28 protein-coding genes and 1 pseudogene are annotated in these 21,018 nt (G+C 68.4%); 13 read left to right on the forward strand and 16 right to left on the reverse strand.

From position 1 onward, the window contains the following. From BIV25_RS41940 to BIV25_RS41955, 4 genes are all read left to right on the forward strand, one after another. Positions 1–1,034: proton-conducting transporter membrane subunit (locus tag BIV25_RS41940; RefSeq protein ID WP_305729342.1), on the forward strand; the 1,034-nt coding region annotated here is incomplete at its 5' end. Positions 1,035–1,294: 260 nt separating this feature from the next. Further along, a complete protein-coding gene (ligD, locus tag BIV25_RS41945; RefSeq protein WP_071377840.1) occupies positions 1,295–2,230 on the forward strand; it encodes a non-homologous end-joining DNA ligase in 936 nt (311 codons plus the stop codon). A 419-nt stretch (positions 2,231–2,649) separates the two neighbouring features. Then, on the forward strand, positions 2,650–3,693 hold the full coding sequence (locus BIV25_RS41950) for an SDR family oxidoreductase (RefSeq protein ID WP_071377841.1): 1,044 nt from the start codon (positions 2,650–2,652) through the stop codon (positions 3,691–3,693). 246 nt (positions 3,694–3,939) lie between these two features. After that, positions 3,940–4,941 carry a YihY/virulence factor BrkB family protein gene (locus BIV25_RS41955; RefSeq protein WP_071377842.1) on the forward strand — a complete coding sequence of 334 codons (1,002 nt, stop codon included), beginning with the start codon at positions 3,940–3,942 and terminating at the stop codon, positions 4,939–4,941. Positions 4,942–4,954: 13 nt separating this feature from the next. Here the strand turns inward: BIV25_RS41955 and BIV25_RS41960 are convergent, their stop codons facing one another. Beyond that, entirely contained in the window at positions 4,955–5,554 is a 600-nt protein-coding gene (locus BIV25_RS41960) for a TetR/AcrR family transcriptional regulator (RefSeq protein ID WP_071377843.1), read from the reverse strand. A 70-nt stretch (positions 5,555–5,624) separates the two neighbouring features. Here BIV25_RS41960 and BIV25_RS41965 point away from each other — a divergent pair, with 70 nt between their 5' ends. From BIV25_RS41965 to BIV25_RS41975, 3 genes are read left to right on the forward strand one after another with little or no spacing between them, the layout of a single operon-like run. Further along, complete coding sequence (locus BIV25_RS41965; RefSeq protein ID WP_071377844.1) at positions 5,625–6,518, forward strand: NADP-dependent oxidoreductase; 894 nt, start codon at positions 5,625–5,627, stop codon at positions 6,516–6,518. 60 nt (positions 6,519–6,578) lie between these two features. After that, positions 6,579–7,454 carry a patatin-like phospholipase family protein gene (locus BIV25_RS41970; protein WP_071377845.1) on the forward strand — a complete coding sequence of 292 codons (876 nt, stop codon included), beginning with the start codon at positions 6,579–6,581 and terminating at the stop codon, positions 7,452–7,454. Next, positions 7,451–8,512 (forward strand): 1-acyl-sn-glycerol-3-phosphate acyltransferase, encoded by a 1,062-nt coding sequence (locus BIV25_RS41975; protein ID WP_071377846.1) that lies wholly within the window; start codon positions 7,451–7,453, stop codon positions 8,510–8,512. The genes BIV25_RS41970 and BIV25_RS41975 overlap by 4 nt, the downstream gene beginning before the upstream one ends. A gap of 94 nt (positions 8,513–8,606) precedes the next feature. Here the strand turns inward: BIV25_RS41975 and BIV25_RS50605 are convergent, their stop codons facing one another. Both BIV25_RS50605 and BIV25_RS41980 read right to left on the reverse strand, forming a co-directional pair. Then, the gene (locus tag BIV25_RS50605) at positions 8,607–8,810 is read right to left on the reverse strand and encodes a hypothetical protein (RefSeq protein ID WP_143076794.1); all 204 of its coding nucleotides are present in this window, start codon (positions 8,808–8,810) and stop codon (positions 8,607–8,609) included. A 237-nt stretch (positions 8,811–9,047) separates the two neighbouring features. After that, on the reverse strand, positions 9,048–9,392 hold the full coding sequence (locus BIV25_RS41980; protein WP_071377847.1) for a helix-turn-helix domain-containing protein: 345 nt from the start codon (positions 9,390–9,392) through the stop codon (positions 9,048–9,050). Between the two features lie 117 nt (positions 9,393–9,509). Between BIV25_RS41980 and BIV25_RS41985 the strand changes: the two genes are divergently transcribed. Both BIV25_RS41985 and BIV25_RS53770 read left to right on the forward strand, forming a co-directional pair. After that, entirely contained in the window at positions 9,510–10,277 is a 768-nt protein-coding gene (locus tag BIV25_RS41985) for an ANTAR domain-containing protein (protein WP_071377848.1), read from the forward strand. 319 nt (positions 10,278–10,596) lie between these two features. Continuing rightward, the gene (locus BIV25_RS53770; protein WP_143076795.1) at positions 10,597–10,752 is read left to right on the forward strand and encodes a DUF6131 family protein; all 156 of its coding nucleotides are present in this window, start codon (positions 10,597–10,599) and stop codon (positions 10,750–10,752) included. Positions 10,753–10,888: 136 nt separating this feature from the next. Here BIV25_RS53770 and BIV25_RS41990 read toward each other — a convergent pair whose 3' ends face one another. From BIV25_RS41990 to BIV25_RS42030, 9 genes are all read right to left on the reverse strand, one after another. Continuing rightward, on the reverse strand, positions 10,889–11,062 hold the full coding sequence (locus BIV25_RS41990; RefSeq protein ID WP_071377849.1) for a CsbD family protein: 174 nt from the start codon (positions 11,060–11,062) through the stop codon (positions 10,889–10,891). Positions 11,063–11,217: 155 nt separating this feature from the next. Next, a complete protein-coding gene (locus BIV25_RS41995; RefSeq protein WP_071377850.1) occupies positions 11,218–11,637 on the reverse strand; it encodes a gas vesicle protein K in 420 nt (139 codons plus the stop codon). Beyond that, positions 11,634–11,867, reverse strand: a complete 234-nt coding sequence (locus BIV25_RS42000; protein ID WP_071377851.1) for a gas vesicle protein — start codon at positions 11,865–11,867, stop codon at positions 11,634–11,636. The genes BIV25_RS41995 and BIV25_RS42000 overlap by 4 nt, the downstream gene beginning before the upstream one ends. Beyond that, a complete protein-coding gene (locus BIV25_RS42005) occupies positions 11,864–12,688 on the reverse strand; it encodes a GvpL/GvpF family gas vesicle protein (RefSeq protein WP_071377852.1) in 825 nt (274 codons plus the stop codon). Before BIV25_RS42005 ends, BIV25_RS42000 begins: the two co-directional genes overlap by 4 nt. Continuing rightward, positions 12,681–13,118, reverse strand: coding sequence for a gas vesicle protein (locus BIV25_RS42010; protein WP_371273136.1), 438 nt, complete (start codon positions 13,116–13,118; stop codon positions 12,681–12,683). Before BIV25_RS42010 ends, BIV25_RS42005 begins: the two co-directional genes overlap by 8 nt. Before the next feature lie 12 nt (positions 13,119–13,130). Next, the gene (locus tag BIV25_RS42015; RefSeq protein WP_071377853.1) at positions 13,131–13,385 is read right to left on the reverse strand and encodes a gas vesicle protein GvpG; all 255 of its coding nucleotides are present in this window, start codon (positions 13,383–13,385) and stop codon (positions 13,131–13,133) included. A gap of 12 nt (positions 13,386–13,397) precedes the next feature. After that, complete coding sequence (locus tag BIV25_RS42020; protein WP_071377854.1) at positions 13,398–14,111, reverse strand: GvpL/GvpF family gas vesicle protein; 714 nt, start codon at positions 14,109–14,111, stop codon at positions 13,398–13,400. A gap of 2 nt (positions 14,112–14,113) precedes the next feature. After that, the gene (locus tag BIV25_RS42025; protein WP_071377855.1) at positions 14,114–14,608 is read right to left on the reverse strand and encodes a gas vesicle structural protein GvpA; all 495 of its coding nucleotides are present in this window, start codon (positions 14,606–14,608) and stop codon (positions 14,114–14,116) included. Between the two features lie 33 nt (positions 14,609–14,641). Further along, positions 14,642–14,998, reverse strand: a complete 357-nt coding sequence (locus tag BIV25_RS42030) for a gas vesicle protein (protein WP_071377856.1) — start codon at positions 14,996–14,998, stop codon at positions 14,642–14,644. A gap of 146 nt (positions 14,999–15,144) precedes the next feature. Here BIV25_RS42030 and BIV25_RS48570 point away from each other — a divergent pair, with 146 nt between their 5' ends. From BIV25_RS48570 to BIV25_RS42045, 3 genes are all read left to right on the forward strand, one after another. Beyond that, positions 15,145–15,948, forward strand: a complete 804-nt coding sequence (locus BIV25_RS48570; protein WP_079177226.1) for a hypothetical protein — start codon at positions 15,145–15,147, stop codon at positions 15,946–15,948. 3 nt (positions 15,949–15,951) lie between these two features. Continuing rightward, positions 15,952–16,893 carry an SRPBCC family protein gene (locus BIV25_RS42040; protein ID WP_071377858.1) on the forward strand — a complete coding sequence of 314 codons (942 nt, stop codon included), beginning with the start codon at positions 15,952–15,954 and terminating at the stop codon, positions 16,891–16,893. A 532-nt stretch (positions 16,894–17,425) separates the two neighbouring features. Further along, on the forward strand, positions 17,426–17,686 hold the full coding sequence (locus tag BIV25_RS42045; protein WP_071377859.1) for a hypothetical protein: 261 nt from the start codon (positions 17,426–17,428) through the stop codon (positions 17,684–17,686). Positions 17,687–17,753: 67 nt separating this feature from the next. On the opposite strand, the gene BIV25_RS42050 is transcribed toward BIV25_RS42045, so the two are convergent. Then, complete coding sequence (locus tag BIV25_RS42050; RefSeq protein ID WP_071377860.1) at positions 17,754–18,659, reverse strand: alpha/beta fold hydrolase; 906 nt, start codon at positions 18,657–18,659, stop codon at positions 17,754–17,756. An 85-nt stretch (positions 18,660–18,744) separates the two neighbouring features. Between BIV25_RS42050 and BIV25_RS42055 the strand changes: the two genes are divergently transcribed. Continuing rightward, the gene (locus tag BIV25_RS42055; RefSeq protein WP_071377861.1) at positions 18,745–19,335 is read left to right on the forward strand and encodes a TetR/AcrR family transcriptional regulator; all 591 of its coding nucleotides are present in this window, start codon (positions 18,745–18,747) and stop codon (positions 19,333–19,335) included. Positions 19,336–19,496: 161 nt separating this feature from the next. On the opposite strand, the gene BIV25_RS42060 is transcribed toward BIV25_RS42055, so the two are convergent. The 3 genes and pseudogenes from BIV25_RS42060 to BIV25_RS53775 form a co-directional block, all read right to left on the reverse strand. Continuing rightward, positions 19,497–20,150, reverse strand: a complete 654-nt coding sequence (locus BIV25_RS42060) for a terpene synthase family protein (protein ID WP_371273138.1) — start codon at positions 20,148–20,150, stop codon at positions 19,497–19,499. Further along, entirely contained in the window at positions 20,122–20,535 is a 414-nt protein-coding gene (locus BIV25_RS42065; RefSeq protein ID WP_071377863.1) for a hypothetical protein, read from the reverse strand. Before BIV25_RS42065 ends, BIV25_RS42060 begins: the two co-directional genes overlap by 29 nt. Positions 20,536–20,866: 331 nt before the next feature. Next, positions 20,867–21,016: pseudogene (locus BIV25_RS53775) on the reverse strand (IS701 family transposase); the annotation flags it as partial. Positions 21,017–21,018 lie beyond the last annotated feature (2 nt).

The raw sequence follows: 21,018 nt of genomic DNA on the forward strand, positions 1-21,018 counted from the left end.
TCTTCTCCGGACCGCACGGCATCGCGCACGCCCACCTGCGCGCCGTGTTCGTGGCCGCCGGGGTGCTGACGGCACTGGTGGGGGCCGTGATGTGCTGGCAACAACGCCACCTCAAGCGGCTTCTCGCCTTCTCCACCGTCGGGCACGTCGGCCTCTTCCTCACCGGTGCGGCACTGCTCACCCCCGCCGCGACGGCCGGCACGGCGCTGTACGTCGCCGCCCACGCCGGAGTGAAGGCGGCCCTCTTCGCCACGACCGGTGTCCTCCTCGACCGGCACAGCTCCGTCGACGAGCACGGGCTGTACCGGCGCGGCCGCGATCTGCCATTCGTCGGCGCGCTGTTCGCCGTGGGCGGCCTCGGGCTCGCCGGTCTGCCGCCGTTCGGGACAGCCCTCGGCAAGGCTGTCGCCGAGCATGCCGGTGAGGACGAATTCCCTTGGCTGCCCGCAGTGTTCGTGCTGGTCTCGGCCCTCACCGGCGGAGCCGTGCTGCGGGCCGCCGCCCGGATCTTCGCCGGCGCCGGGCCCCGGCCGCGCGACCGGTACGCCGGTACGGAGACCACCGGTAGCGGTGAGGAACCGGAGATCCGCGATCCGCAGCGCCGGATCCCCGTCCCCATGCTCGTCGTGCCCGCCGTACTCCTCGCCGCCGCGCTCGCTGTCGGGCTGCTCCCCGGCCTCGGCGCCGCCCTCGCCCATGCCGCCCGGCAGTTCACCGACCGCACTGCCTATACGACGGCGGCGATCCACGGCCACACCATCGCACCGTCCGCGCCGGTTCCGGACGTCGGCTGGAGCGCCGAGGGCATGCTCCTCGCGCTTGCCTCGACCGTCCTGGCGGTGCCCCTCGCCATGGCCGCCGTGTGGGGGCCCGCGCTGCGGTCACCGCCGTTGGGCCGGGTCGCTGCCGTCTGTGAAGGCGTGGGACAGCGCGCGATCGTGCCCCTGCGCCGACTGCACTCGGGACACCTCGGTGACTACGTCGCCTGGCTCGCCGTCGGGACGGCAGTGCTGCTCGTCGTCATGACCGTGTAGCGCACTGTGACCGAGTCCTTCGTGCGCATGGCGTCGGGTCCGTCGGGCACCCGGAAGAGGCGACCAGCCGTTCACCCCGCGGAGGGGGTGCATGGGGATGTCTGTCTCCACATCGCTGACGGACCTGGTCGGTCCTGTGGGATGCGCGCGATGGACTGATGACGGCAAGCTCCGCCATCGCCTCTGCACCGGACTGCTCACCGACGAGGCCGCGACGTGCATCCCGCGGAAGCGGCCTGGAGACTTCCCGAGGAAGACTCATGAAAACCAGGGCGAAGACCCGGGAGGAGATACGGGTCGGCAGCCGCACTGTGCCGCTATCGAACCCGGACAAGGAGCTGTTCCCGGACGACGGCATCACCAAGGCCGAGATGATCGACTACTACCGTGGCATCGCGCCCCTGATGCTGCTGAGCCACCTCAAGGGCCGCCCGCTGGTGATGGAGCGCTACCCGGACGGCTACGGGGGAAAGTCGTTCTACCACAAGGACGTTCCCGACTACTTCCCCGACTGGATCCGCACGGTGCGCGTGCCCAAGGAGGAGGGCCGTCTCACCATGGCCGTCTGTGACGACACGGCCACCCTCGTCTATCTGGCAAACCAGGCGTGTATCACCCCGCACCCCTGGCTGAGCTCCGCGGACTGCCTGGACTGCCCCGACCGGCTGGTCTTCGACCTCGACCCGTCTGACAGCGCACGCGATGGCTTCGAGAGCGTCCGGTGGGGCGCGCGCCGGCTGGGCGACCTGCTCACCGAGCTGGGGCTGCGGCCCGCGCTGATGACGACGGGATCACGCGGCCTGCACCTCCTGGTGCAGCTCGACCGGACCACGGACTTCGACACTGCTCGGCACTTCGCCCGGCGCATTGCCGACCTGCTCGCGGCGCGGCACAGCGACCGGCTGACGACGGAGGCACGCAAGAACAAGCGCCGGGGCCGCCTCTACCTGGACACCCAGCGCAACGCCTACGCCCAGACTTCGGTCGCCCCCTGCGCCGTGCACGCCCGCCCGCACGCCCCGGTCGCCACCCCGCTGGCGTGGACGGAGCTTGACGACCCGGAGCTGGGCCCGCGGCGCTGGACCCCGCGCACCCTCCCTGAACGCCTGGACAAGCGCGCAAACCCATGGAAGGACCTGAGCTGCTGCCGCCGCTCCCTCGACAGGGCACGACGCCACTTGGACGACCTCGCGTGATCGGACAGAACGTGTGCGGGTCGGGACGAGTCACCCGACGGGGCCAGGGCGTGGATCATGCGGCGGATCCGGACACCCACAGCGCAGAAAGGCACTGCAACCTGAGCTGAGAACCGCGTCCGGATCGCGGCACGGAGGCTCGGCGACCCGTCGAACGCGCTGCGCTCCCCGACCGCGGGCCGGACCGGGCTCTGACGTCCAAGAAACACGCGCCCCAGCCGACATGCAACTGTGTCTGCAGGTGCGTCGGCCCTGGTCGGCACCATCCTGCAGGTGTGACCTCGGCCAGCGGCGGGAGGTTTTCGGACGCACCTGAGGGTTACTCCGCAAGTGCACGACTGTTCCTGTGCCGGCGGTCCCGCCACAAGGGGTACCGGTCGTCAGACCCGTGACAGGGGCGAGAAACGGAGGCAGCAGCCATGTTCCAACGGTCCGGTCATGGGTCGCAGAGCCCACGGGTCGTCGTGGTCACCGGAGCCAGCGGGGGCGTCGGCCGGGCCGCCGCACGGGCGTTCGCCGCACGGGGCGACCGCGTGGCGCTCGTGGCACGCGGCCGAACCGGGCTGGACGCCGCAGCCGACGAGATACGCCGCGCCGGCGGAACGGCGCTGCCACTGGAAGCGGACGTCGCCGATCCCCGTGCCGTGGAGAACGTGGCAGCACGGGTCGAACGGGAACTCGGCCCGATCGACGTCTGGGTCAACGACGCCTTCACCACGGTGTTCGCGGAGTTCACCGACATCGAGCCGGACGAGTTCCGCCGGGTCACCGAGGTCTGCTACCTCGGTTACGTGTACGGCACGCAGGCAGCCCTGCGCCGGATGCTGCCGCGCGACCACGGCGTCGTCGTACAGGTCGGCTCGGCGCTCGCCTACCGCGGCATCCCCCTGCAATCCGCCTACTGCGGCGCCAAGCACGCGATCCAAGGATGGAACGAGGCAGTGCGCTGCGAACTCCTGCACCGCCGCAGCGGGGTGTCGGTCACCATGGTCCAGCTGCCGGCCCTCAACACCCCCCAGTTCGACTGGTCGTTGAGCCGGATGCCGTACCGTCCACAGCCCGTTCCGCCGATCTACCAACCCGAACTCGCCGCCCGTGCTGTGGTGCACGCCGCCGGTCGCCCGCGCAGGCGTGAGTACTGGGTCGGCGCGAGCACCGTGGGCACACTGCTCGCCAATGCCGTGGCACCCGGCCTGCTCGACCACTATCTGGCCCGGACCGGCTACGACTCACAGATGACTGACGAGCCGAAGCCGCCCGGCAGCCGCGACAACCTCTGGCAGCCGCTGGACGGCATCGACGGGAGGGACTTCGGCGCGCACGGCCGCTTCGGCGAACGGGCGGCATCGCGCGCGCCGCAGCCATGGGCCTCTCGTCACCACGACGCGCTCGCCTTGGCCGGAGTCGCGGCGGCCACGGCTGCGGCCGGTTTGGCGGTGCGGCACCGTCCTCGGCGGCGCTAGGGCGACGTCCTGCCGAACCTCCCCGCACAGTTAGTGGCAGAATCGGCTGGTCAGGCGGCTGCATGAGCTGACAGATTCTTGGTGCATCGGGGCGACCCCGAGGACGGCTACTCGCTCGGAGAGAGGCAACCGTGGTGGTCCGGTCACCCAGAGCGCGGCAGCAGGAGGCATGGCGTTCTGACCTGCACAGGCTGAGTGCCCGGGCCGGCGCTCATATGGCGATGCGGGCAGGGTACTCGTTGTCCCATGGAAGTCGTCGCGCGCGTGGACGCATACCAGCGTCGGCATCGCTGGGTGGGGTTCCCGCTGGCTGTGCTCTACAAGTTCTTCGACGACCAGGGCAGCTATCTCGCAGCCCTGCTCGCTTACTACGCCTTCGTGTCCCTCTTCCCGCTCCTGCTGATCCTGGTGGCCGTCCTTGGCACCCTGCTCAGTGGCGATCCCGGCCTGCGGAAGCATGTCCTCGACTCGGCGCTGGCCGAGTTCCCCGTCATCGGTGACCAGTTGGGCCACAGTGTTCACCCCCTGCACGGCAGCGGACTCGCCCTCGCGGCAGGCGTCATCGGCACTCTGTACGGCGCCTTGAACGTGGGGCAGGCTGCCCAGTACGCGCTGAACAAGATCTGGGCCGTGCCCCGCCACGCCCGGCCGGACCCACTCCGTTCCCGGCTGAAGGGGCTTGTGTTCCTGGTGATCCTGGGGACCGGACTGTGCGTGACCACGCTGCTGTCCTCGGCGGTGGCGGCCGCAACGGTGTTCGGCACCCGCCCGGCGGCCGGGGCGCGGGTCGCCGCGGTCGCCGGGGCGGTCGTGCTGAACACCGGACTGATCGTGCTGAGCCAGCGGGTCCTGACCCAGCGCGAGCTGCCGCTGCGTCGACTGGCCCGGGCGGCTCTCGGCGGCGCCTGCGCCTGGCAGCTCGTGCAGTGGGCCGGCTCCTACTACGTCAGCCATGTACTCCGGGGAGCCACAGCGACCTACGGGATGTTCGGTATCGTCCTCGGCCTGCTGGCCTGGCTCTACCTGGGCGCACTGATCTTCCTGAGCACGGTGGAGGTGAGCGCGGTCGGGGTAGGACGGATGTGGCCGCGTAGCCTGCTGACCCCTTTCACCGACCGGGTGCGCCTGAGCCCGGGGGACCGCCGCGCCTATCAGTCGTACGCGACCACGGAGGCCTTCAAGGGCTTCGAGAAGATCCGCGTGCGCTTTGCCCGACCTCCAGAACCTCCGCAGTCCCCTGGTCGGTAACCGACGCGGAACGTCACGTGACCATGATGGAGTTACAGGACGGGCGGGTGACGGCCCAGGCTGCCTCGATCATCGGAAAGATCTCATCGAGCGCGGTCTGCGGGTCGGCCGCCTGACGGGCCAGTGAATAGGCGTCGATCACGAACCTCGCGATCGTCCGGCAGGCCGTTGTGGACTGTGACAGGTCGGGGTCGGCGGCGATGGCCGTTGCCAGCGCCTCCGCGTGGCGAAGTCTGATCGACTCCTCGTACTCCCGCAGGGCGGGTGATGCGTCGATCATGCGCCAGACCGGGGTGGCGCTGTCCGACGTGCAGTGCCGCACGAGCGCCTGGACCTCGCGGCGCAGCGCGGGGATGAGCGGCTCGTGGGGCGCCCGGTCGGTGACCGCCTGCGTGAGGCGTTGCTCGAAGTCTTCGTCCTGCTCGAACACCAGGGCCTCTTTCGAGGCGAAGTGGGAGAAGACCGTCGTGACGGCCACGTCGGCCTCGGCGGCCACGTCGCGGATGCCCACCGCGTCGAATCCGCGCTCCAGGAAGAGCCGGAGGGCGGTGTCGGCGATCTTCTGACGAGTTGCGGCTTTCTTGCGCTCACGGCGTCCAGGCGGCACGGTCATGGTCTGACGCTACCAGAAGCAAAATCAGAACAGATATTAAATCCTAACGGCTAGTGTTACGGTCGGTCGCATGAAGAGAGTGAGTTTCGCCGAGTTCGGCGGCCCGGACGTACTGCGGCTCCTGGACGCCGAGGAGCCCCACGCGGGCCCTGGTCAGGTACGCATCGCCGTGCGGGCGGCGGGCGTGAATGCCGTCGACTGGAGGATCCGTGAAGGCCAGATCCTGGGGGCTCATCCGGTCGAGTTGCCCTCCGGGGTCGGGCTGGACGCCTCCGGGGTGGTGGACGAGGTCGGCGAGGGCGTGGAAGGGGTCGGGGTCGGCGACCACGTGTTCGGCGAAGGCTCAAGTACCTATGCCGAGTTCGCCGTGCTGTCGGCCTGGGCCCTCATGCCCGAGGGGCTGACATTCGAAGAGGCGGCTGGTTACCCCTCCGTGGTGGAGACCGCGCTGCGCGTCATCCGCGAGGTCGGCGTACGGCCCGGGCAGACGCTGCTGGTCAGCGGCGCGTCCGGGGGAGTCGGATCGGCGGTGCTGCAGATCGCCCGCGACCGTGGCATCACGGTGATCGGCACGGCTGGGGCCGCGAACCAGGACTATCTGCGCGGTCTGGGCGCCCTCGCCACGACGTACGGCGAGGGCTGGGTCGAACGGGTGCGCCGGCTCGGACATGTCGACGCGGCTCTCGATCTGGCCGGCTCGGGCGTGATCCGGGAGCTTGTCGGGCTGACCGGGCATCCGCGGAAGGTGATCTCCATTGCCGATCTCGGTGCGCCGCCGCGCGGTGTCCGATTCTCCGGCGTGGCCGGGAGCATGCCGGAAGCGCTCTCCGAGGCCGTCGGCCTCATCTCGCGGGGGAAGCTGCACATCCCGGTCGAGAAGTCGTACCCGCTGGCCGAGGCCGCGGCGGCGCACATCGACAGCCAGTCCGGCCACACGCGCGGACGCCGGGTCCTGGTCATCTGAATGCCGGCGCCGGCTCTCGCGCCGGTGGTTGACGGCGTCGTACCGGGGCACCCTTCGGCCATGGAGGACAGCCGTCCAGCCCACCCACCGACCCGCGCCTTCGTGCTGGGCGGCGGCGGTGCGCTCGGCGCCTACGAGGTCGGCATGCTCAAGGCGCTCTTCGCCGCCGCCGTACACCCGGACGTCGTCGTCGGCACCTCCGTCGGCGCGATCAACGGCGCAGCCGTCGCCGCCGACCCGTCGCGGGCGTCGGTGGCCCGGCTCGCCGACCTGTGGACCGGCCTTGGACGTGCCGGCGTGTTCTCCGGATCACTGCTCAGGCGGATGAGCACCGTCGTGCGCAGCGGCACTCACATGTACCACCCCACACCGCTGCGCGAACTGCTCTCCTCCCACCTTCCGGTGACAGACATCGAAGATCTGGCCCTGCCGTTCCAGTGCGTGGCGGCGAACATCGAGCGGGCCGCCGAGCACTGGTTCGCCGCCGGGCCGCTGGTGGATGCCGTGCTCGCTTCGTGCGCAGTACCCGGGCTGCTACCGCCCGTCCCCCTTGACGGCGAGCACTACGTCGACGGCGGTCTGGTCAACAGCATCCCCGTCGGCCGCGCGGTGGCCCTCGGTGCGACCGAGGTCTATGTGCTGCAGGTCGGCCGCATCGAGCAAGCCCTCTGCCCGCCGCGGGCCCCCTGGCAAGTGGCCCTGGTGGCGTTCGAGATCGCTCGCAGACACCGATTCGCCCGCGACATGGCGGACCTGCCGCCCGGCGTCACAGTCCGCGTACTGCCGTCAGGCTCAGGTCCCGAAGAAGGCACAGCCACCCTACGGCAGTTGCGCCACCGCAGCTTCGGCCGGACCGCCGACCGCATCGAGCGCGCCTACACCGCCTCCTCCCGCTATCTCGAGACCGCCCTCAGCACACCCGACGGCGAGCCATGACCAATGCGAGTACGTCCCGAAGACACGCGACGCGGCTGGTCGGGGCACTGGTAACCGGGCTGCGCCGCACAGCCACCGCCACGCTGCTGTTCGCCCTCATCCCGACGGTGGCCACGCTCGTCGTCGCCGCAGGCGTGCTCTGCGCGCCGGTCTCTCTCGCCACACGCGGCCCGTGGAAACCGGTGCGGATCACCAGCTTCGCGCTCTTCTACCTCCTGGTGGACTTGGCCGGACTGATGGCCGCCGCCATTCTGTGGGCGCGACAGCTGCCCGACAAACAGAACCGCGAGGAGCGACGCGCCGCGGACGCATTCGCCGTGCTGGAACGGCTGCTGCGGCTGCTACGACGCGCGGCCGAGCGAGTCTTCCGGCTCCAGGTGGAAGTGAGGCCCCCGCCACCAGGCGAGACCGGACACGCCGTGGTACCGGTCCTGGTCTTCGTACGGCACGCCGGGGTCGGCGACTCCTTCCTGCTGCTCCAGATATTGCTCAGCCAGGCCGGGTTGCGCCCGCACACCGTTCTGAAGCGGACGCTCCGCGCCGACCCCGCTCTCGACGTCCTCATGGGGCGAGTCCCCCACTGCTTCCTCCCACCCCTCGACGGCCGCGCCGAAGACGCGATCGGGGACCTGGCGGCCCAGCTGACGCCGGGCGACGCCCTCGTGATCTTTCCGGAGGGCGGCAACTTCACACCGCGCCGCCGCCAGCGCGCGATCGCCTCACTACGCCGCCGGGGATTGCCGCGCCGGGCATCCCGCGCGGAACAGATGCGCCATGTCCTCCCACCACTGGACGCCGGCGCACTCGCCGCGATCGCCGCCGCGCCCGCGGCCGACGTGGTCTTCGTCGCCCACACCGGCCTCGACGTCGTCCACTCGGCGCGCACCGTTTGGAGCCGGCTGCCGCTCCGCGACGGCGTGCGAACACGCTGGTGGCGCATACCCGCGAGCCGCGTCCCACTGGGCGACGATGCCCGCAGCGAGTGGCTGCTCACCCAGTGGGCCCGCGTCGACCACTGGATCGCCGACCACGCCACCCCAGACGCGGCACACGCGTGAGCCACGGCGGCTCCCAAGCCCTCGTCGCCCGATGAACGACTCCCGGGCAAAACCCAGGGCTGAGGCACCCGGCCAGTCGGCACAGGCACCACGACTATGGCTGCTCGCCTTCTGCCTCCCGCTGCTCTTCCATACGCTGCCTTATCCGTTCGACGGTTTCGGGGGAAATCTCTCCACCTGAGGCAGGTATCAGTTCGTCAGGGTCAAAACGCCGCTCACGTTCGGCGTCCCGGCGTTTCGTGCCGCCGCCATTAGCCTTGGGCGTCTCTTTGTCGGGTGAATCCCGCATCAGTGTCACCTCGCAACCTCGACCAGCAAGCCCGCTATCAACCTTTCCTCGGACGCCATGAGGCCCAGCGCAGCCTCGGCGGCGTTGATGCCCCTTCATCATTCTGGGACTGCTCAGGAGCCAGTAGAAATTGGTGAGGGCGGACCTTCAGCCGAGGCCCCCCGGCAGCGGCATTCATCCGCAGAGACCGACCCGTGACTCAAGCCCGACAGGCAAGCCGCGCCTGCCCTCAGCTGACCACTGCCCTCACGTGTCGGGCCGGACGTGGTCGCCAAAACCTCGGCGCTCGTCCTCGTCCCTGACCAGCACCGACAGCAGGGAGGCCACGGTCAGGCCTGCCTCGGCCGGATGGCGAAGGACCCTGTCCGGGTCGATGCTGTACCGATTGACGCGGCCGACCCGGGTGTGCGACAGGTACCCGTTCTGCTCCAGGTCCACGATGATCTTTTGGACAGCGCGTTCCGTGAGCCGGCAGCGCGCCGCGATGTCACGGACGCGCGCGCTGTGGTTGTCGGCGATGCTGGCCAGTACCCGCGCGTGATTGGTCACGAACGTCCACCCGTTGTGTGGTTCGGGCACTCCATCAGCCATGACTCCATCGTACGACTGCACGTTCACGCACTCCAAAGTACGAACTTGGATTCGTGCAGGGCTTGACGCCTCATGGGGTACGAGTGAGCCTGAAGGAGACATGCGGAGGAGGCGAGCATGAACCAACCACCCCAGAACAGGCCCCCCGCAAGCGACGAAACCGACGGCACGCTGTCGCCCTGCACGACTCTGCTCGTGCAGGCGGGGCCGCCCGGCGTCCGCGTGACCGTCGCCGTGAGCGGGAAGTTCTGCCTCGACAACAGTCAGCGCCTCAGGCACGCCCTCAGCAAAGCCCTCGCGAAGTCGGAGGAGGGGGTGGACCTCGACCTCGGCGAACTCATGTTCGTGGACTGCTCCGCGCTCAACGTGCTCCTGACCGCTCGCCGCGACGCGCTCACGACGGGAAAAACGATCACTGTCACCGACGCCAGCCCCGCCACGGAACGCCTGCTGACCTACACCGACACCTACCCCCTCTTCTCCCCCGCGCACGACCACGCCCACCCGGCCGCCGGCAGGCCCGGCCGGATGCGCGAGGACCCCGAGGACGGCCTCCTGCAGACGGAGGTGGTCCAGTTGCGGCGTGCGCTGCGGACCCGGCCGGAAATAGACCTGGCACGCGGCATCCTCATGGCCTCCTTCGGCCTGAACGCCGACGAGGCGTGGAACGTACTGGTCGCGGCATCACAGAACACCAACACCAAACTGCACCTCCTGGCCGAAGACGTGGTCACCACCGTGCAGGGCACGTCCCTGCCGGACCCGGTCCAAAGGCAGCTCACCGTCGCCGTCGCCCGAACACGGCTGGCCGACGGACACCCCCGGCACCGCACCCGCGGAGGCCGGACCCGGCGCCCGATGCTCCAAAGCCAGGAGCATGCATAGACCGGGTGCACGTCACTCGGCGCGTGCGCAGGACGGCTGAGGGCCGAAGTGCCGCTCCAGCGTCGAACACTGCTGCTTCCCCCTAGGGAGGCAGTCGGGGACAAGGCCAAGCCCGACGACGGGGCCCGGTCACAGGCCGATGGATACCCAGGCGCCCTCACGGGCCGGCTCACGAGGTCGCCCTGCCGCCAACGGGCGGGCCATCGACACCACGAAGGGATTGAGTGTGCTCCAGATTTTCCCCGCACCGCCGATGAAAGGAACCATTTTCCGGGAACCCGTGAACAAGGAGCCGTTACCCACCCGCAGGAGGCACGCCATGATCGCACTCGGGATCATTCTGCTCATAGTCGGTTTCGTCACAGGAATATCGATCCTGTGGACCATAGGCCTCATTCTGGCGGTGGTCGGAATCGCCTTGTGGGCCATGGGGTCCATGGGGCACGCAGTCGCCGGCCGACGTCACTACTGGTGATTTTGCCGGCCTGGCCGTCCCCTCCGATCCTGACCTCTTCATGGCATGAGCCCTGCTGGATCAGACTGGTGACGTGCGACTTGACTACAGAGGGGCGGGATCCGGATTTCAGGGATCCCGCCCAGGACTTTCCTGATCAGTGCTTGAATACGTCCTTGGCCTTCTCCTTGGCCTGACGCGCTGCACCCTTCGACTTCTTCGTCTGCCCTTCGGCTGTCATCCGCTCGTTGCCCACGGTGCGTCCCACCGCCTCTTTGGTCTTGCCTGCGGCTTCTTCCATCTTGCCCTTGGCCTTCTTCTCTACGGCCATCGTCGTTCACTCTCCTAGCCATGGGAGGTTGTGGACACCCACGTCGGGTACCCCATATCTCGCAGGGAAACAGCAGTCACTGCGGTGAGGGACGCGTCGCACCCATTGCGTGATCACGACCGGGGGACCGCTCAGGGAAGGTGTCACTTGCGCGATCAAGGCGGATCAGGGGGAAGGAGGGGGCCGAGCGGGCCCAGGTCCAAGTTGAGGTCCTCCATGGTCAGGCCGTAGCGGGTGCAGAGCTCGGACATCCGGTCGTGGAGGATCATGAGAGTGGAACCGAGCCGCTCTTCCTGCTCCTCGGTGAGATCTCCCTGGTCAACACGGTGCAATGCCTGGCGCTCCATGAGTTGCCGCAGCAGTTCAACCAGGGTGAGGACAAGCCGGACCAGGTCCCGTTCGACGGTGTCCGGGTCGGTGCTGATGCGGCGGGCGGGGCGCGGTGACGGACGGGCCGGTGTGGTGACGTCGGGTACCGCGGACAGCAGCCGGCAGGCTCGGGCGGCCGCTTCGGCGATCTCGCCCAGACGGTCGGGCGGATCGGTGTGCCCGCCCCCGGCGACCACACCCGTCATGACGCCTCCCCGGGGCGTGTCGGCGTCATCCATGGTGACGGGTTCTGGGCGCTCACAGAGACGATCAGGGCCCGCAGTGAGATGCGCACCAGGTCGATGTCGGCGATCGACAGGACCACGTCCCCGGTGAGGACGACGCCGCCGCTCAGCAGTCGGTCGAGCAGGTCGATGAGGGCCACCTGGCGCTGCGCCAGCGGCTCGGCCTCGGGCGAGTGCGTCACGTCGTTCATGGCGCCCGGTCCGTTGCGGATGACTGCGTGCCCGGCGGGGCGACGAAGGAGTACGGCGCCCAGGGTCCAGTGACGTCGATCCGCACGCCGGACAGTCCCTGGGCGACCTCAAGCACCCGCGTGCGGAAGCCTGCCGCCGCCTCACGCGAGAGGAGGTAGGCGTCGTTGACGACGTTCTCACCGGCGTCAGCGGCGAGTTCTCCTTGCTGTACCCGGTGCCGGGCGTGACCCGCCGCCATGGTGTGGCCGATCGCTTCGACGCGTTCGGCGGCCTGCCGGGCGGCCCTGTAGGCCTCGTCGCGCGAGTGCCGCTGGGAGCGGCGAGCGCGCAGATAGGCCCGGCCCGGACTGAGCCCGCCGGCCGTGCCGACCGCGCCCGCCTCACCGGTGGCCTGTGCGTCCGGCTGCGGTTCCACGTAGATCTTCACGCCCCATTCGAGATGTCCTGCCAGCCGCCGAAGGGCGCGGGAGAGCCCGTCCGCCTCCTCGCGCAGCATGGTCCCCACCCGTTTGTCGTCCAGGTACACCGTGGCGAGCCGCAGGGGCAGGACGGTGGTGTGTGCGGCCAGGGCCTCGATCACCGCGTGGTGAGCGCGGGCGACGGCCTCGAGCCAGTCCAGGTCCTCCAGATGGCGTCGCAGGGCGCTCTCCTGGAAGTCCTGGGCGGGCACAGAACTGACAGCAGCCGTCAGTTCGCTCCCGAATTCTTCCCGTACCAGGCGAACGGACGCCCCCGCCACGCCCTTCACATCGCCCAGGGCCTCGGCAAGCCCGTCTGCGGTGCGTAGTACGGCGTAGGCATAGGTGACCGGTTCAGTCATCGGCAGCCCCGTTCCGGTGTCGAGTGGTGGAGGACCTCGGGCGGCGCAGTGCGGCGGTCCGCTCCTCGTCCAGCGGCAGCTCACGCTCGCCTTTCAGCGTCTCGATCTCTGCGTGCAACCGTCTGTTCTCTTCGGCCAGCGCACGCTCGCCAGGCCGGGAGGAAAGCGACGGATCGTGCTCCCACCAGTCAATTCCCATTTCCCTGGCTTTGTCGACGGAGGCGACGATGAGCCGGAGTTTGACGGTGAGCAACTCGATGTCCAGGAGATTGATCCGGATGTCCCCGGCGATGACGATCCCCTTGTCCAGGACGCGCTCGAGGATGTCGGCCAGGTTCGCGGAGGAGCCTTGTCCATAGCCATACGAGGCCGTGGCCCTGGACGGGTACGCGCTCAGCCGGTTCGCGGGGGATTCCGACACCGCAGCCACCTCGATTCCACCTCAGGGAGCGGGGTCGCCCCGCCAGTAGGCTGTGATCTCCTCCAGACGGTCGAGGAGCCGGTCCTCATGCTCGTCAAAGGTCTTCTGATCGATGCGGCCCTCAAGCAGTGCTCGCTCCAGCGCGGCCAGTTCACGCTCGACGGGCTCGGGGTCGTAGTACTCCCGCTCGGCGGCCTCGATCACCCGGTCGACAACCCAGCCCACGCCCCGCACGGGCGCCAGCGGGAAGGTGAGGAGCTGAGACAGCAGGCCCATGAGCTGCGCCTCTCAGACGAAACTGTACGGGGGCAGAGGACCGCGTAGTCGGACCTCGCATTCCTCGCCCAGTTGGTTGGCCAGTCTGATCCCCGCGGCTTGGAACATTTCCTCCTCGTCCGCAGGGACCAGGAAGGAGACGTTCAGGAAGTCACGGCCGCCGGGGGGCGAGGGGGTCTCGTCGCGCGCGTACGGGCGCAGAGCCCCGACGATGCCCGTGGCGAGCGCCTGTTGCCGAACCTCGGCTTCCCCCGCGACCAGTTCGCCGAGCGCGAGTGACATCTGCGGGGTGCCGTTGCCGCCGCGAATGGCGGCGTTCAGTTCACGGGCCTCCTCGGACTCCAGCAGAATCCGGCGCAGCAGCGCCCCTTCCTCCCAGGAGACCTTCAGGTTGTACTCCCTGGCGCCTTCCAGGCTTCGCAGCCGTTCCTGGTATTCGTCGGCCCTGTCCTCCAGAGCTGCGCGTACGGCTTGGTCACTCTCGGCCGTCATACCGAACTGCAGCGGCAGCACGGCCCCCTCGGCCATCAGCCGCTCCTGGACTTCCTGGTGAGCCAGCACATCACGTCGCCGGGCACGCAGATCCTCGGGTGCGTCGCTGACGACCGCACACAGCGATCCGTTTGTCACTGTGCGCAGTTGACTGGAAGGCTCGCCGACGCCGTGGAGGTCGTCCAGCCGCATCGGGTGGTCCTTCGAAGTGATGGAGTAGACGTAGACGGCCATGGTCACTCCCTCTGCCGCCGGGAAGCCCTCCTGGCCTGTCGACGACGCTGCTGCCGGGGCTCCTCCTCGTATTCGGGCTCCTCCTGTTCACCTTCGCCGTCCCCGTAGTCCTCCTCGTCTTCATCCGCGTCATCCGCTTCACCGCCGTCACCTGTCAGGGTGTCCTTGACGGCCTCGACGGCGCCGGTCAGAGCCCCCTTGGACTTGCCCTCCGCCCCGCCTTCGGTGATCTCGCCGACGAGATCGGTGAGCTGGGTGGGCTGTTTGCTACCTGTTTCGAGGTCGAGGCGGTTGCAGGCCTCGGCGAAGCGAAGGTAGGTGTCCACACTGGCAACGACAATGCGGGCGTCGATCTTGAGTATCTCGATACCGACGAGGGACACACGGACGAAGACGTCTATGACGAGGCCGCGGTCCAGAATCAGGTCCAGGACGTCGTACAGGCTGCTCGTGCTACCGCGCGAGAGGCTGCTTTCGCCCTGCGGCACCACAGTCATGGCGCCTCCCTTCACCACCCCCACGTGCATAAATCAGCGACGCCGGTCGATCTGGCCGCGCGTGTAGCGGCGGGTCCGTTCGTACGCCAGCAGGTCGCCCTCCGCGTCCAGCCTGACGTGGTAGGTACCGAGCACGCTGGTGGTCTCGGGGACTCGCTCCAGCTCGAGTACCTCGACATCCGCCTCCCACCCCTCCTCGGTCGGCTTAATTGCCGACACCGACTCGGGGGCGCGTCCGAGGAGTTCCTCCAGTTGCCGGGCGGCGGAGCGCATGGCCCAGGCCGCCGAGTGCCGGGCGGATTTCCGGCTGCGCCCGGTACGGCGTGTGGTGTCGTCACTGTGGGAAGGGCGCCTGCCACTCCCCGTGCTGTCCTTGTCTGAGGCGGGCATGTTCCCAACTCCGTTGCTGGAGCGGCACCCCCCATCACTCAAATGTACTATTTCACCATATGCACCTTGAAAGTGTGCCGCGACGGGCCGCCGGTGGCCGCGCGCCGCCGTGCGACCGCGCAGCGGCTCGCCGGAGGGAATGATCGATGAACGATTCAACGAAGATCGCTCTCGCTGCCGCAGTCGCCGGCGGCTATGTCCTCGGCCGGGCCAAGAAGGGGCGACTCGCCTTCGGACTGGCCACCTATCTCGCGGGCCGCCGTTTCGGCCTGGAACCCCAGCAACTGCTCAGTGACGGGCTCCGCAAGCTCCAGGAGATCCCCCAAGTCGCCGACCTCAACGAGCAGGTGCGAGGCGAATTCAAGGACGCGGGCCGCAAGGCTCTAGCGGCAGCTGCCGACCGCAAACTCGGCGGCCTCGCGGACGCCCTGCACGAGCGGACCTCACGCATCGGAAGCGAGAGGCAAGAGCAAGGCGAGGAAGGCGAGTACGAGCCGGAGGCCGAAGAAGAGTACGAGAACGTAGAGGAAGAGGACGGGGAGGAAGAGGAACCCGGCGAAGAAGAGCCGGAAGAGGAAGAGGAACAGCCCCGGGCCAAGAGGCCCACCTCCAGGCGTCGGCGTCCCGGCCACAGGGCTGAAGACGCCCAGGAAGAGCCGCGCAGCCACCGCCGCACAGCCAAGCGTCCGTCCGCACGCCCCACGCCGCGAAAGGCGCCGGCGCGTAAGACCACCGCCAAGAAGGCACAGCCCGCGAAGAAGACGACCACGAAAAGAGCGGCTCCGGCCAGGAAAACCGCGGCCAAGAAAACCGCGGCTCCAGCGAGAAAGGCCGCTGCGAGGAAGACTGCCGCACCGGCCAGGAAGAGCGCGGCGAAGAAAGCCGCCCCCAGGAAGAGCGCCCCGAAGAAGGCGGCGGCCAAAAGGGCGTCCACCACGCGGCGGAGGTAGGCCATGGCCAGGACGGCACAGAAGACCGGGCGGGACGAACCCTCCGGCCTCGACCGGTTGCGTGACGAACTCGTCGACTACGCCGGTGCGCAGGTCGAGCATCTCGCGGACCTGGCGGGCGCCAAAGTGGAGGACCTCACCGACCAGTTGCTGGACGTGGCCGAGAACGGCGGCGTGCTCCCCAAAGTCGGCGCCCGCGTCCTCCAGGGGGACTCACCTCTCAAGGCCCTGATCGGCGAGAAGGCGAAAGACATCAAGGACAGCGCGGCCGAGAAGGTTTCGAGCCTGTTCGGCGGCGGCAAGGGTAGCAAGTCCGGTAATCCCAAGGTCACGACCATCATCGAGCATTTGGATGTGGGCGTCCCCGTACGCGTCGCCTACGACCACTGGACCCGGTTCGAGAAGTTCAGCTCCTTCGCCAAAGGCGTGCGCAGCGTGTCACAAGGTGACGAAACCAGCAGTGACTGGAAGGTAAAGGTGGGTCCGTCCACCCGTTCCTGGAAGGCCACCATCCAAGAACAGATCCCGGACGAACGCATCATGTGGACTTCGGACGGCGCCAAAGGCAGCACCCGAGGCTGCGTCAGCTTCCACGAGATCACGCCCACGCTCACGCACATCGTGCTCGTCGTCGAGTACTACCCTTCGGGCTTCTTCGAGAAAACCGGCAACATCTGGCGCGCCCAGGGCCGCCGACTCCGGCTCGACGCCAAACACTTCCAGCGCTACGTCACCCTCTCGGACGAGGACGCCGACGGCTGGCGCGGCGAGATCCGCCAGGGCGAGGTGGTGCGCACGCACGAAGAGGCACTGGAAGAGGAAGAAGCCGAGTACGAGGACGAAGAACCCGAAGAAGACGAAGAGGAAGAGGCACCGGAGGACGAATACCCCGAGGACGAAACAGAAGACGAATACGAAGACGAGTATGAAGACGAGGAGGCATGAAACCATGACGATGCAGGGCACCCCACAGAGAATCGTCATGCTGATTTGATCTCCGTGGGGCTGTTGTCCGCGAAACGGGGTGACGCCAGCAGTCGTCCTCAGTTTCAGTCACCCGAACGCCTTCCCGATGCCTACGCCCGGCTCAATGTGCATGGCCCGCCACAGGCGGCAGTGACACATGTCCCGCCCCATCCCTTCCGAACCGCTCAGACGCCACACCAACCACAAGGCTCCCCCGGCTCACAGTCCGAACCAGAGGAGCCTGAACTCGATCGTTCATGAGGGTCTGTCAGCTTACTGACGGACCCTTTGTGGTGAGTGTTGATGGGGTTTAGGGGCAGGGCTGATGCGTTCTCAGCCGGCGAGATGAACTGATCGCGTGTGTACGCGTCGCTGCGGATGGTTTGCCGGGTTCGCCATTGAGCGGTGTGCATCGTGAAGTCGCAGGTCACGGGTCTGGTGTGAATGGCGAGTTGGGCACTCGTGGTGGTCGGCGGCCGATGACCATGGTGTAGATCATCGGGCGGCGAAGGTGGCCGGGCGGGCAGTCCTGCTCATCCCGCACCGCGGCGACGCAGCCGACGAGGGTGGGCTGCCCGGCGACTACCGCAAGATCCTGGCGATCGTGCGGGAGGCGGACGGCCCGGTGCAGGTCAGGGCGGTCGGCGAGCGGCTGGGGCTGGACGCCTCGGTACGCGGCAAGCTGGAACCTTTGCGGGCGAAGATGACCAAGCTCGCCGCCCGGGGCTGGCTGCACAAGCGGGGCGACGGGCGGTTCGCGGCACGTCCGTAGGCGCACGGGGCGGGCCCGTAACTGACGGGCCCCCGACGGCAATGGGGATTGCCCTCCTGCTAGAGCACTAACGGCCGCTGAAGAAGTCGGTGAGGGCGGCGGCGACGGCCTCGGGCTGCTCCTCGGGGATGTAGTGACCGGCGTCGGGCACGATGACGCCGGTCACGTTCTCGGCCCACGGGCTGATGGAGGCCGCCATGTCCGGGATCGAGCCGTGGCTGCTGGAGATTGCGAGGACGGGCGCGGTCAGTCGCCGTTGCTCGAGTGCCGCGCGGTTCTTGCGCGCGGACTCGGCGGCGTCGCGGTAGTAGGCAAGGCCGGCGCGCAGGCCGCCATCGACGGCGAGGGCCGCGCCGTAGTGGTCGAGCTCTGCTTCCTCGAACGCGTCGGGCGCGAGGGACTTGGTCTTCAGGAACCAGCTGATGTACTCCCGCTCGCGGCCGGCTATCAGCGTCTCGGGAAGATCGGGCACCACGTGGAACGCGAAGTGCCAGGTCTTGAACGCCAGAGTCGGGTCGAGGGGGATCGCTTCCGGCATGGTGATACCGGGGATTCCGGCGTCGAGCAGCGCGACCCCGTGCAGTCGGCTCTCGTAGTTCAGGGCGAGGGAGAAGGCGACCCAGGCGCCGATGTCGTGCCCGGCGAGCCAGTAGTCCCGCACGCCGAGAGCGTCCACGGCGTCCTGGATGTGCGCGGCGACCGTGTGCGTGTCGTAGCTGAGCTCCGGATGCTCGGAATGGCCTTGGCCCGGCCGGTCGATCGCTATGACCCGGAACCGATCGGCGAGAGCAGGCATGACCTTTCGCCAGGCCCACCACGTCTGCGGGAACCCGGTGAGCAGGACGACGGCCGGTCCGTCCGGCCGACCGCCATCGACGGCGTGCAGGCGGACGCCGTCGGCATCGACCCAGCGGTGCGTGAATCCGGCCAGGTCATGCAGGGGCAGGTCGTGCGCGGGGACGGGGTTGGTCATGGGAATCCTCCATCGAGGCGGGTGGACCGTGATTCGACGCTAGCACGTCTTGAACTGATCAGTCCAAGATGGGAGCATGGGCCGCATGGCAGGCAAGAAGCAGTTCGACATGGACACGGTGCTCGACGCCGCGATGATCCAGTTCTGGCGCTCCGGCTACGCCGACACCTCGCTCGACGACCTGTCCCGGGCGACCGGCCTGAACCGCAGCTCGATCTACTCCTCGCTCGGCGACAAGGACGCGCTCTTCCTTCGCTGCCTGGATCGCTACGCCACGTGCTACGGCGACAAGTTCGACGCCGCCCTCTCGTGCGCGGCCGAGGACCCCGTCGCCGCCGTCCGTGCGTTCTTCGACGTCACCCTGGGGCGCATCGCCGACCCCGCCGTGCCCGACGGATGCCTGATGGCCCAGTCGGTCATGGCGAGTCCGGCGCTGAGCCCGAGCGTCGCAGAGCACGTCAAAATGTTGTTCGGCCTCCAGCGCCCGCGCCTGCGCACCGCGCTGAAGGCCGGCGGAATGTCCGACGAGAACGCCGAGGACTTCGCCGTACACGTAGCGGCCGTGAACCAGTCTCTCGCGGTGATGGGCAGGGCCGGGTCGAGCCCGGAGCAACTCCGGGCGATCGTCGGCGTGACCGTCGACGCGCTCGCGCGGGCGCTGAGACCAGTCGGATAGCTGGCATATCAAATTTCTGTCTGAGAGCCATAGGCGCTTCTCAATGTTCGGAGGGGCAAGGCAGATGGCCGATGTAGCCGGCGTCAACCTTGGCGGGCCGGAGGAGTCGCCCCTCTGGGAGTGACGGAAACTGTGAGGTGACCCCTGGAGTACCACAGGGGTCACCTCACATCGTGAGCGACCCCGAAGAGGTCGTCGAAGCCGTGCCGGTCCGCTGCTCCATCGCCGCCGGGGCGGTACCGCTCGCAGCTCACGTGCCAGTCGTGGGTTCCACGGACCAGCGTGCGCAGGTGTGCGAGGCACTGCTCGGCAACCAGCCGGACGTCGTCGGACAGGCCCAGCGAACGGACGAGACCGGGCAGTTCCCGGCCCGCCTTGAGGAAGTCCTGGACCTTCTCGGCGATCATGCGGTGGACCTCGTCCACCGTCTGCTGAGGGGTAAGGCCGAGTTCGGCTTGAAGGGCCAGTGCCAGGTTGCTCGTCTCTGCGGAAGCCGCCTCCCTGGTGTAGCTGACGAGGTCGTTGGTCCACATGATGATGTCGGCCGCGCTCCACAGCAGAGCCTGGTACGGCGTGGGGCAGTACACGGTGTCAGGGAGCCATACGCGGTGGATGTGGTGTTGAAGGTCGTGTGCGAAAGCGACCCAGCCCAGCCTGCCGCGGAGATCGAGACAGGTGGCGACGTCCATCGGCGTTCGAGTGGCCCGGTGGACCGAGGCGCGCAGCTGGCAGCGGAACGCATCGGACATGTGCTCATAGAAGCGCCGGCGCCACGACAGCGGGCTGTCACATACAGTGCGTCGCCACAGGGTCAGCCAAAGCCTCCCTGGCGGGGTTCGGCCGGGCCTGCGAGCCGGTCTCGCCGAGGAGGACGGCGCGCAAGTCGTCCAGGACCGGGGCGAGAAAGTCGGGGCGCAGACCTGCGGTGGCTTCGTCGATCTGGTCTTCGAACAGGGCCGCCCAGGCCATCCAGTCGGTGAACAGCCGCAACGCGGGCCAGTCGTCGACAGTGGGAGCGTAGTAGGAAACGATCACATCGACCTGGTATCTCCTCAGACGCCCGGCGGCCGTTTCGGTGGTCACGAGGCCGAAGTCACGTGTCCACTCCAGCGTGGCGGGGTGTAGCCGGCCTCCCAGGGGGTTCGTCCGCGAGGGGGCAAAGGGGATGTCGATGCTCGGAATGGTGACTTCAGCGGTCATTTGACTCCTTGCCGGTGGTCAAGCGCGACACGGGACGCCCGCGCCGTCGGCATACCCGACATGGACTGGGACCCGGGCCACTTCCTCGAAGCCAGCAGAGCCCCTTGCCGCCGCACCGTGCCAGAGCACACGCAGGGGCGCACCAGGGCACAGGCCGGGGACACCGGCTGATCGGCCACCCAACACGCACCGGCACGTGAGCGAAGACCTTGTTTCCTCCATCAGCCGGACCGCGACCGGACGCTGTCGGCAGCGGGGGTGGCGGTGGCGCGACAGCCACCGCACGTTCGCCGCAGCACCGGCTCCGGCGTCCCCACTCGCTCGAAGCCCCCTGGATCGACTTCTGACGGCTGTCCAGCATCAGACCCCGCAGACAGCACTCGCCCCACCGCCGCTGATCCCGCTGCGGCACCGAAGCGAACACATCCGCGACGAACTCCGATAACTCACCCCGGAGCCGTTCCACTTCCCCCGGCCTCATAC

The sequence above is a fragment of the Streptomyces sp. MUSC 14 genome (assembly GCF_001866675.1).
Classification (GTDB): domain Bacteria; phylum Actinomycetota; class Actinomycetes; order Streptomycetales; family Streptomycetaceae; genus Streptomyces.

Bases quoted from the DNA above. Each gene is read 5' to 3' on its own strand.
- BIV25_RS42050 (WP_071377860.1), bottom strand. From the start codon at position 18,659: ATGACCAACCCCGTCCCCGCGCACGACCTGCCCCTGCATGACCTGGCC.
- BIV25_RS41990 (WP_071377849.1), bottom strand. From the start codon at position 11,062: ATGGCCGTAGAGAAGAAGGCCAAGGGCAAGATGGAAGAAGCCGCAGGC.
- BIV25_RS41960 (WP_071377843.1), bottom strand. From the start codon at position 5,554: ATGACCGTGCCGCCTGGACGCCGTGAGCGCAAGAAAGCCGCAACTCGT.
- BIV25_RS48570 (WP_079177226.1), top strand. From the start codon at position 15,145: ATGAACGATTCAACGAAGATCGCTCTCGCTGCCGCAGTCGCCGGCGGC.
- BIV25_RS42025 (WP_071377855.1), bottom strand. From the start codon at position 14,608: ATGACTGTGGTGCCGCAGGGCGAAAGCAGCCTCTCGCGCGGTAGCACG.
- BIV25_RS42065 (WP_071377863.1), bottom strand. From the start codon at position 20,535: ATGACCGCTGAAGTCACCATTCCGAGCATCGACATCCCCTTTGCCCCC.
- BIV25_RS42055 (WP_071377861.1), top strand. From the start codon at position 18,745: ATGGCAGGCAAGAAGCAGTTCGACATGGACACGGTGCTCGACGCCGCG.
- BIV25_RS42000 (WP_071377851.1), bottom strand. From the start codon at position 11,867: ATGAACGACGTGACGCACTCGCCCGAGGCCGAGCCGCTGGCGCAGCGC.
- BIV25_RS41965 (WP_071377844.1), top strand. From the start codon at position 5,625: ATGAAGAGAGTGAGTTTCGCCGAGTTCGGCGGCCCGGACGTACTGCGG.
- BIV25_RS41980 (WP_071377847.1), bottom strand. From the start codon at position 9,392: ATGGCTGATGGAGTGCCCGAACCACACAACGGGTGGACGTTCGTGACC.
- BIV25_RS42015 (WP_071377853.1), bottom strand. From the start codon at position 13,385: ATGGGCCTGCTGTCTCAGCTCCTCACCTTCCCGCTGGCGCCCGTGCGG.
- ligD (WP_071377840.1), top strand. From the start codon at position 1,295: ATGAAAACCAGGGCGAAGACCCGGGAGGAGATACGGGTCGGCAGCCGC.
- BIV25_RS41950 (WP_071377841.1), top strand. From the start codon at position 2,650: ATGTTCCAACGGTCCGGTCATGGGTCGCAGAGCCCACGGGTCGTCGTG.
- BIV25_RS41985 (WP_071377848.1), top strand. From the start codon at position 9,510: ATGAACCAACCACCCCAGAACAGGCCCCCCGCAAGCGACGAAACCGAC.
- BIV25_RS42005 (WP_071377852.1), bottom strand. From the start codon at position 12,688: ATGACTGAACCGGTCACCTATGCCTACGCCGTACTACGCACCGCAGAC.
- BIV25_RS41970 (WP_071377845.1), top strand. From the start codon at position 6,579: ATGGAGGACAGCCGTCCAGCCCACCCACCGACCCGCGCCTTCGTGCTG.
- BIV25_RS41975 (WP_071377846.1), top strand. From the start codon at position 7,451: ATGACCAATGCGAGTACGTCCCGAAGACACGCGACGCGGCTGGTCGGG.
- BIV25_RS42020 (WP_071377854.1), bottom strand. From the start codon at position 14,111: ATGGCCGTCTACGTCTACTCCATCACTTCGAAGGACCACCCGATGCGG.
- BIV25_RS53770 (WP_143076795.1), top strand. From the start codon at position 10,597: ATGATCGCACTCGGGATCATTCTGCTCATAGTCGGTTTCGTCACAGGA.
- BIV25_RS42040 (WP_071377858.1), top strand. From the start codon at position 15,952: ATGGCCAGGACGGCACAGAAGACCGGGCGGGACGAACCCTCCGGCCTC.
- BIV25_RS41955 (WP_071377842.1), top strand. From the start codon at position 3,940: ATGGAAGTCGTCGCGCGCGTGGACGCATACCAGCGTCGGCATCGCTGG.
- BIV25_RS41995 (WP_071377850.1), bottom strand. From the start codon at position 11,637: ATGACGGGTGTGGTCGCCGGGGGCGGGCACACCGATCCGCCCGACCGT.
- BIV25_RS42030 (WP_071377856.1), bottom strand. From the start codon at position 14,998: ATGCCCGCCTCAGACAAGGACAGCACGGGGAGTGGCAGGCGCCCTTCC.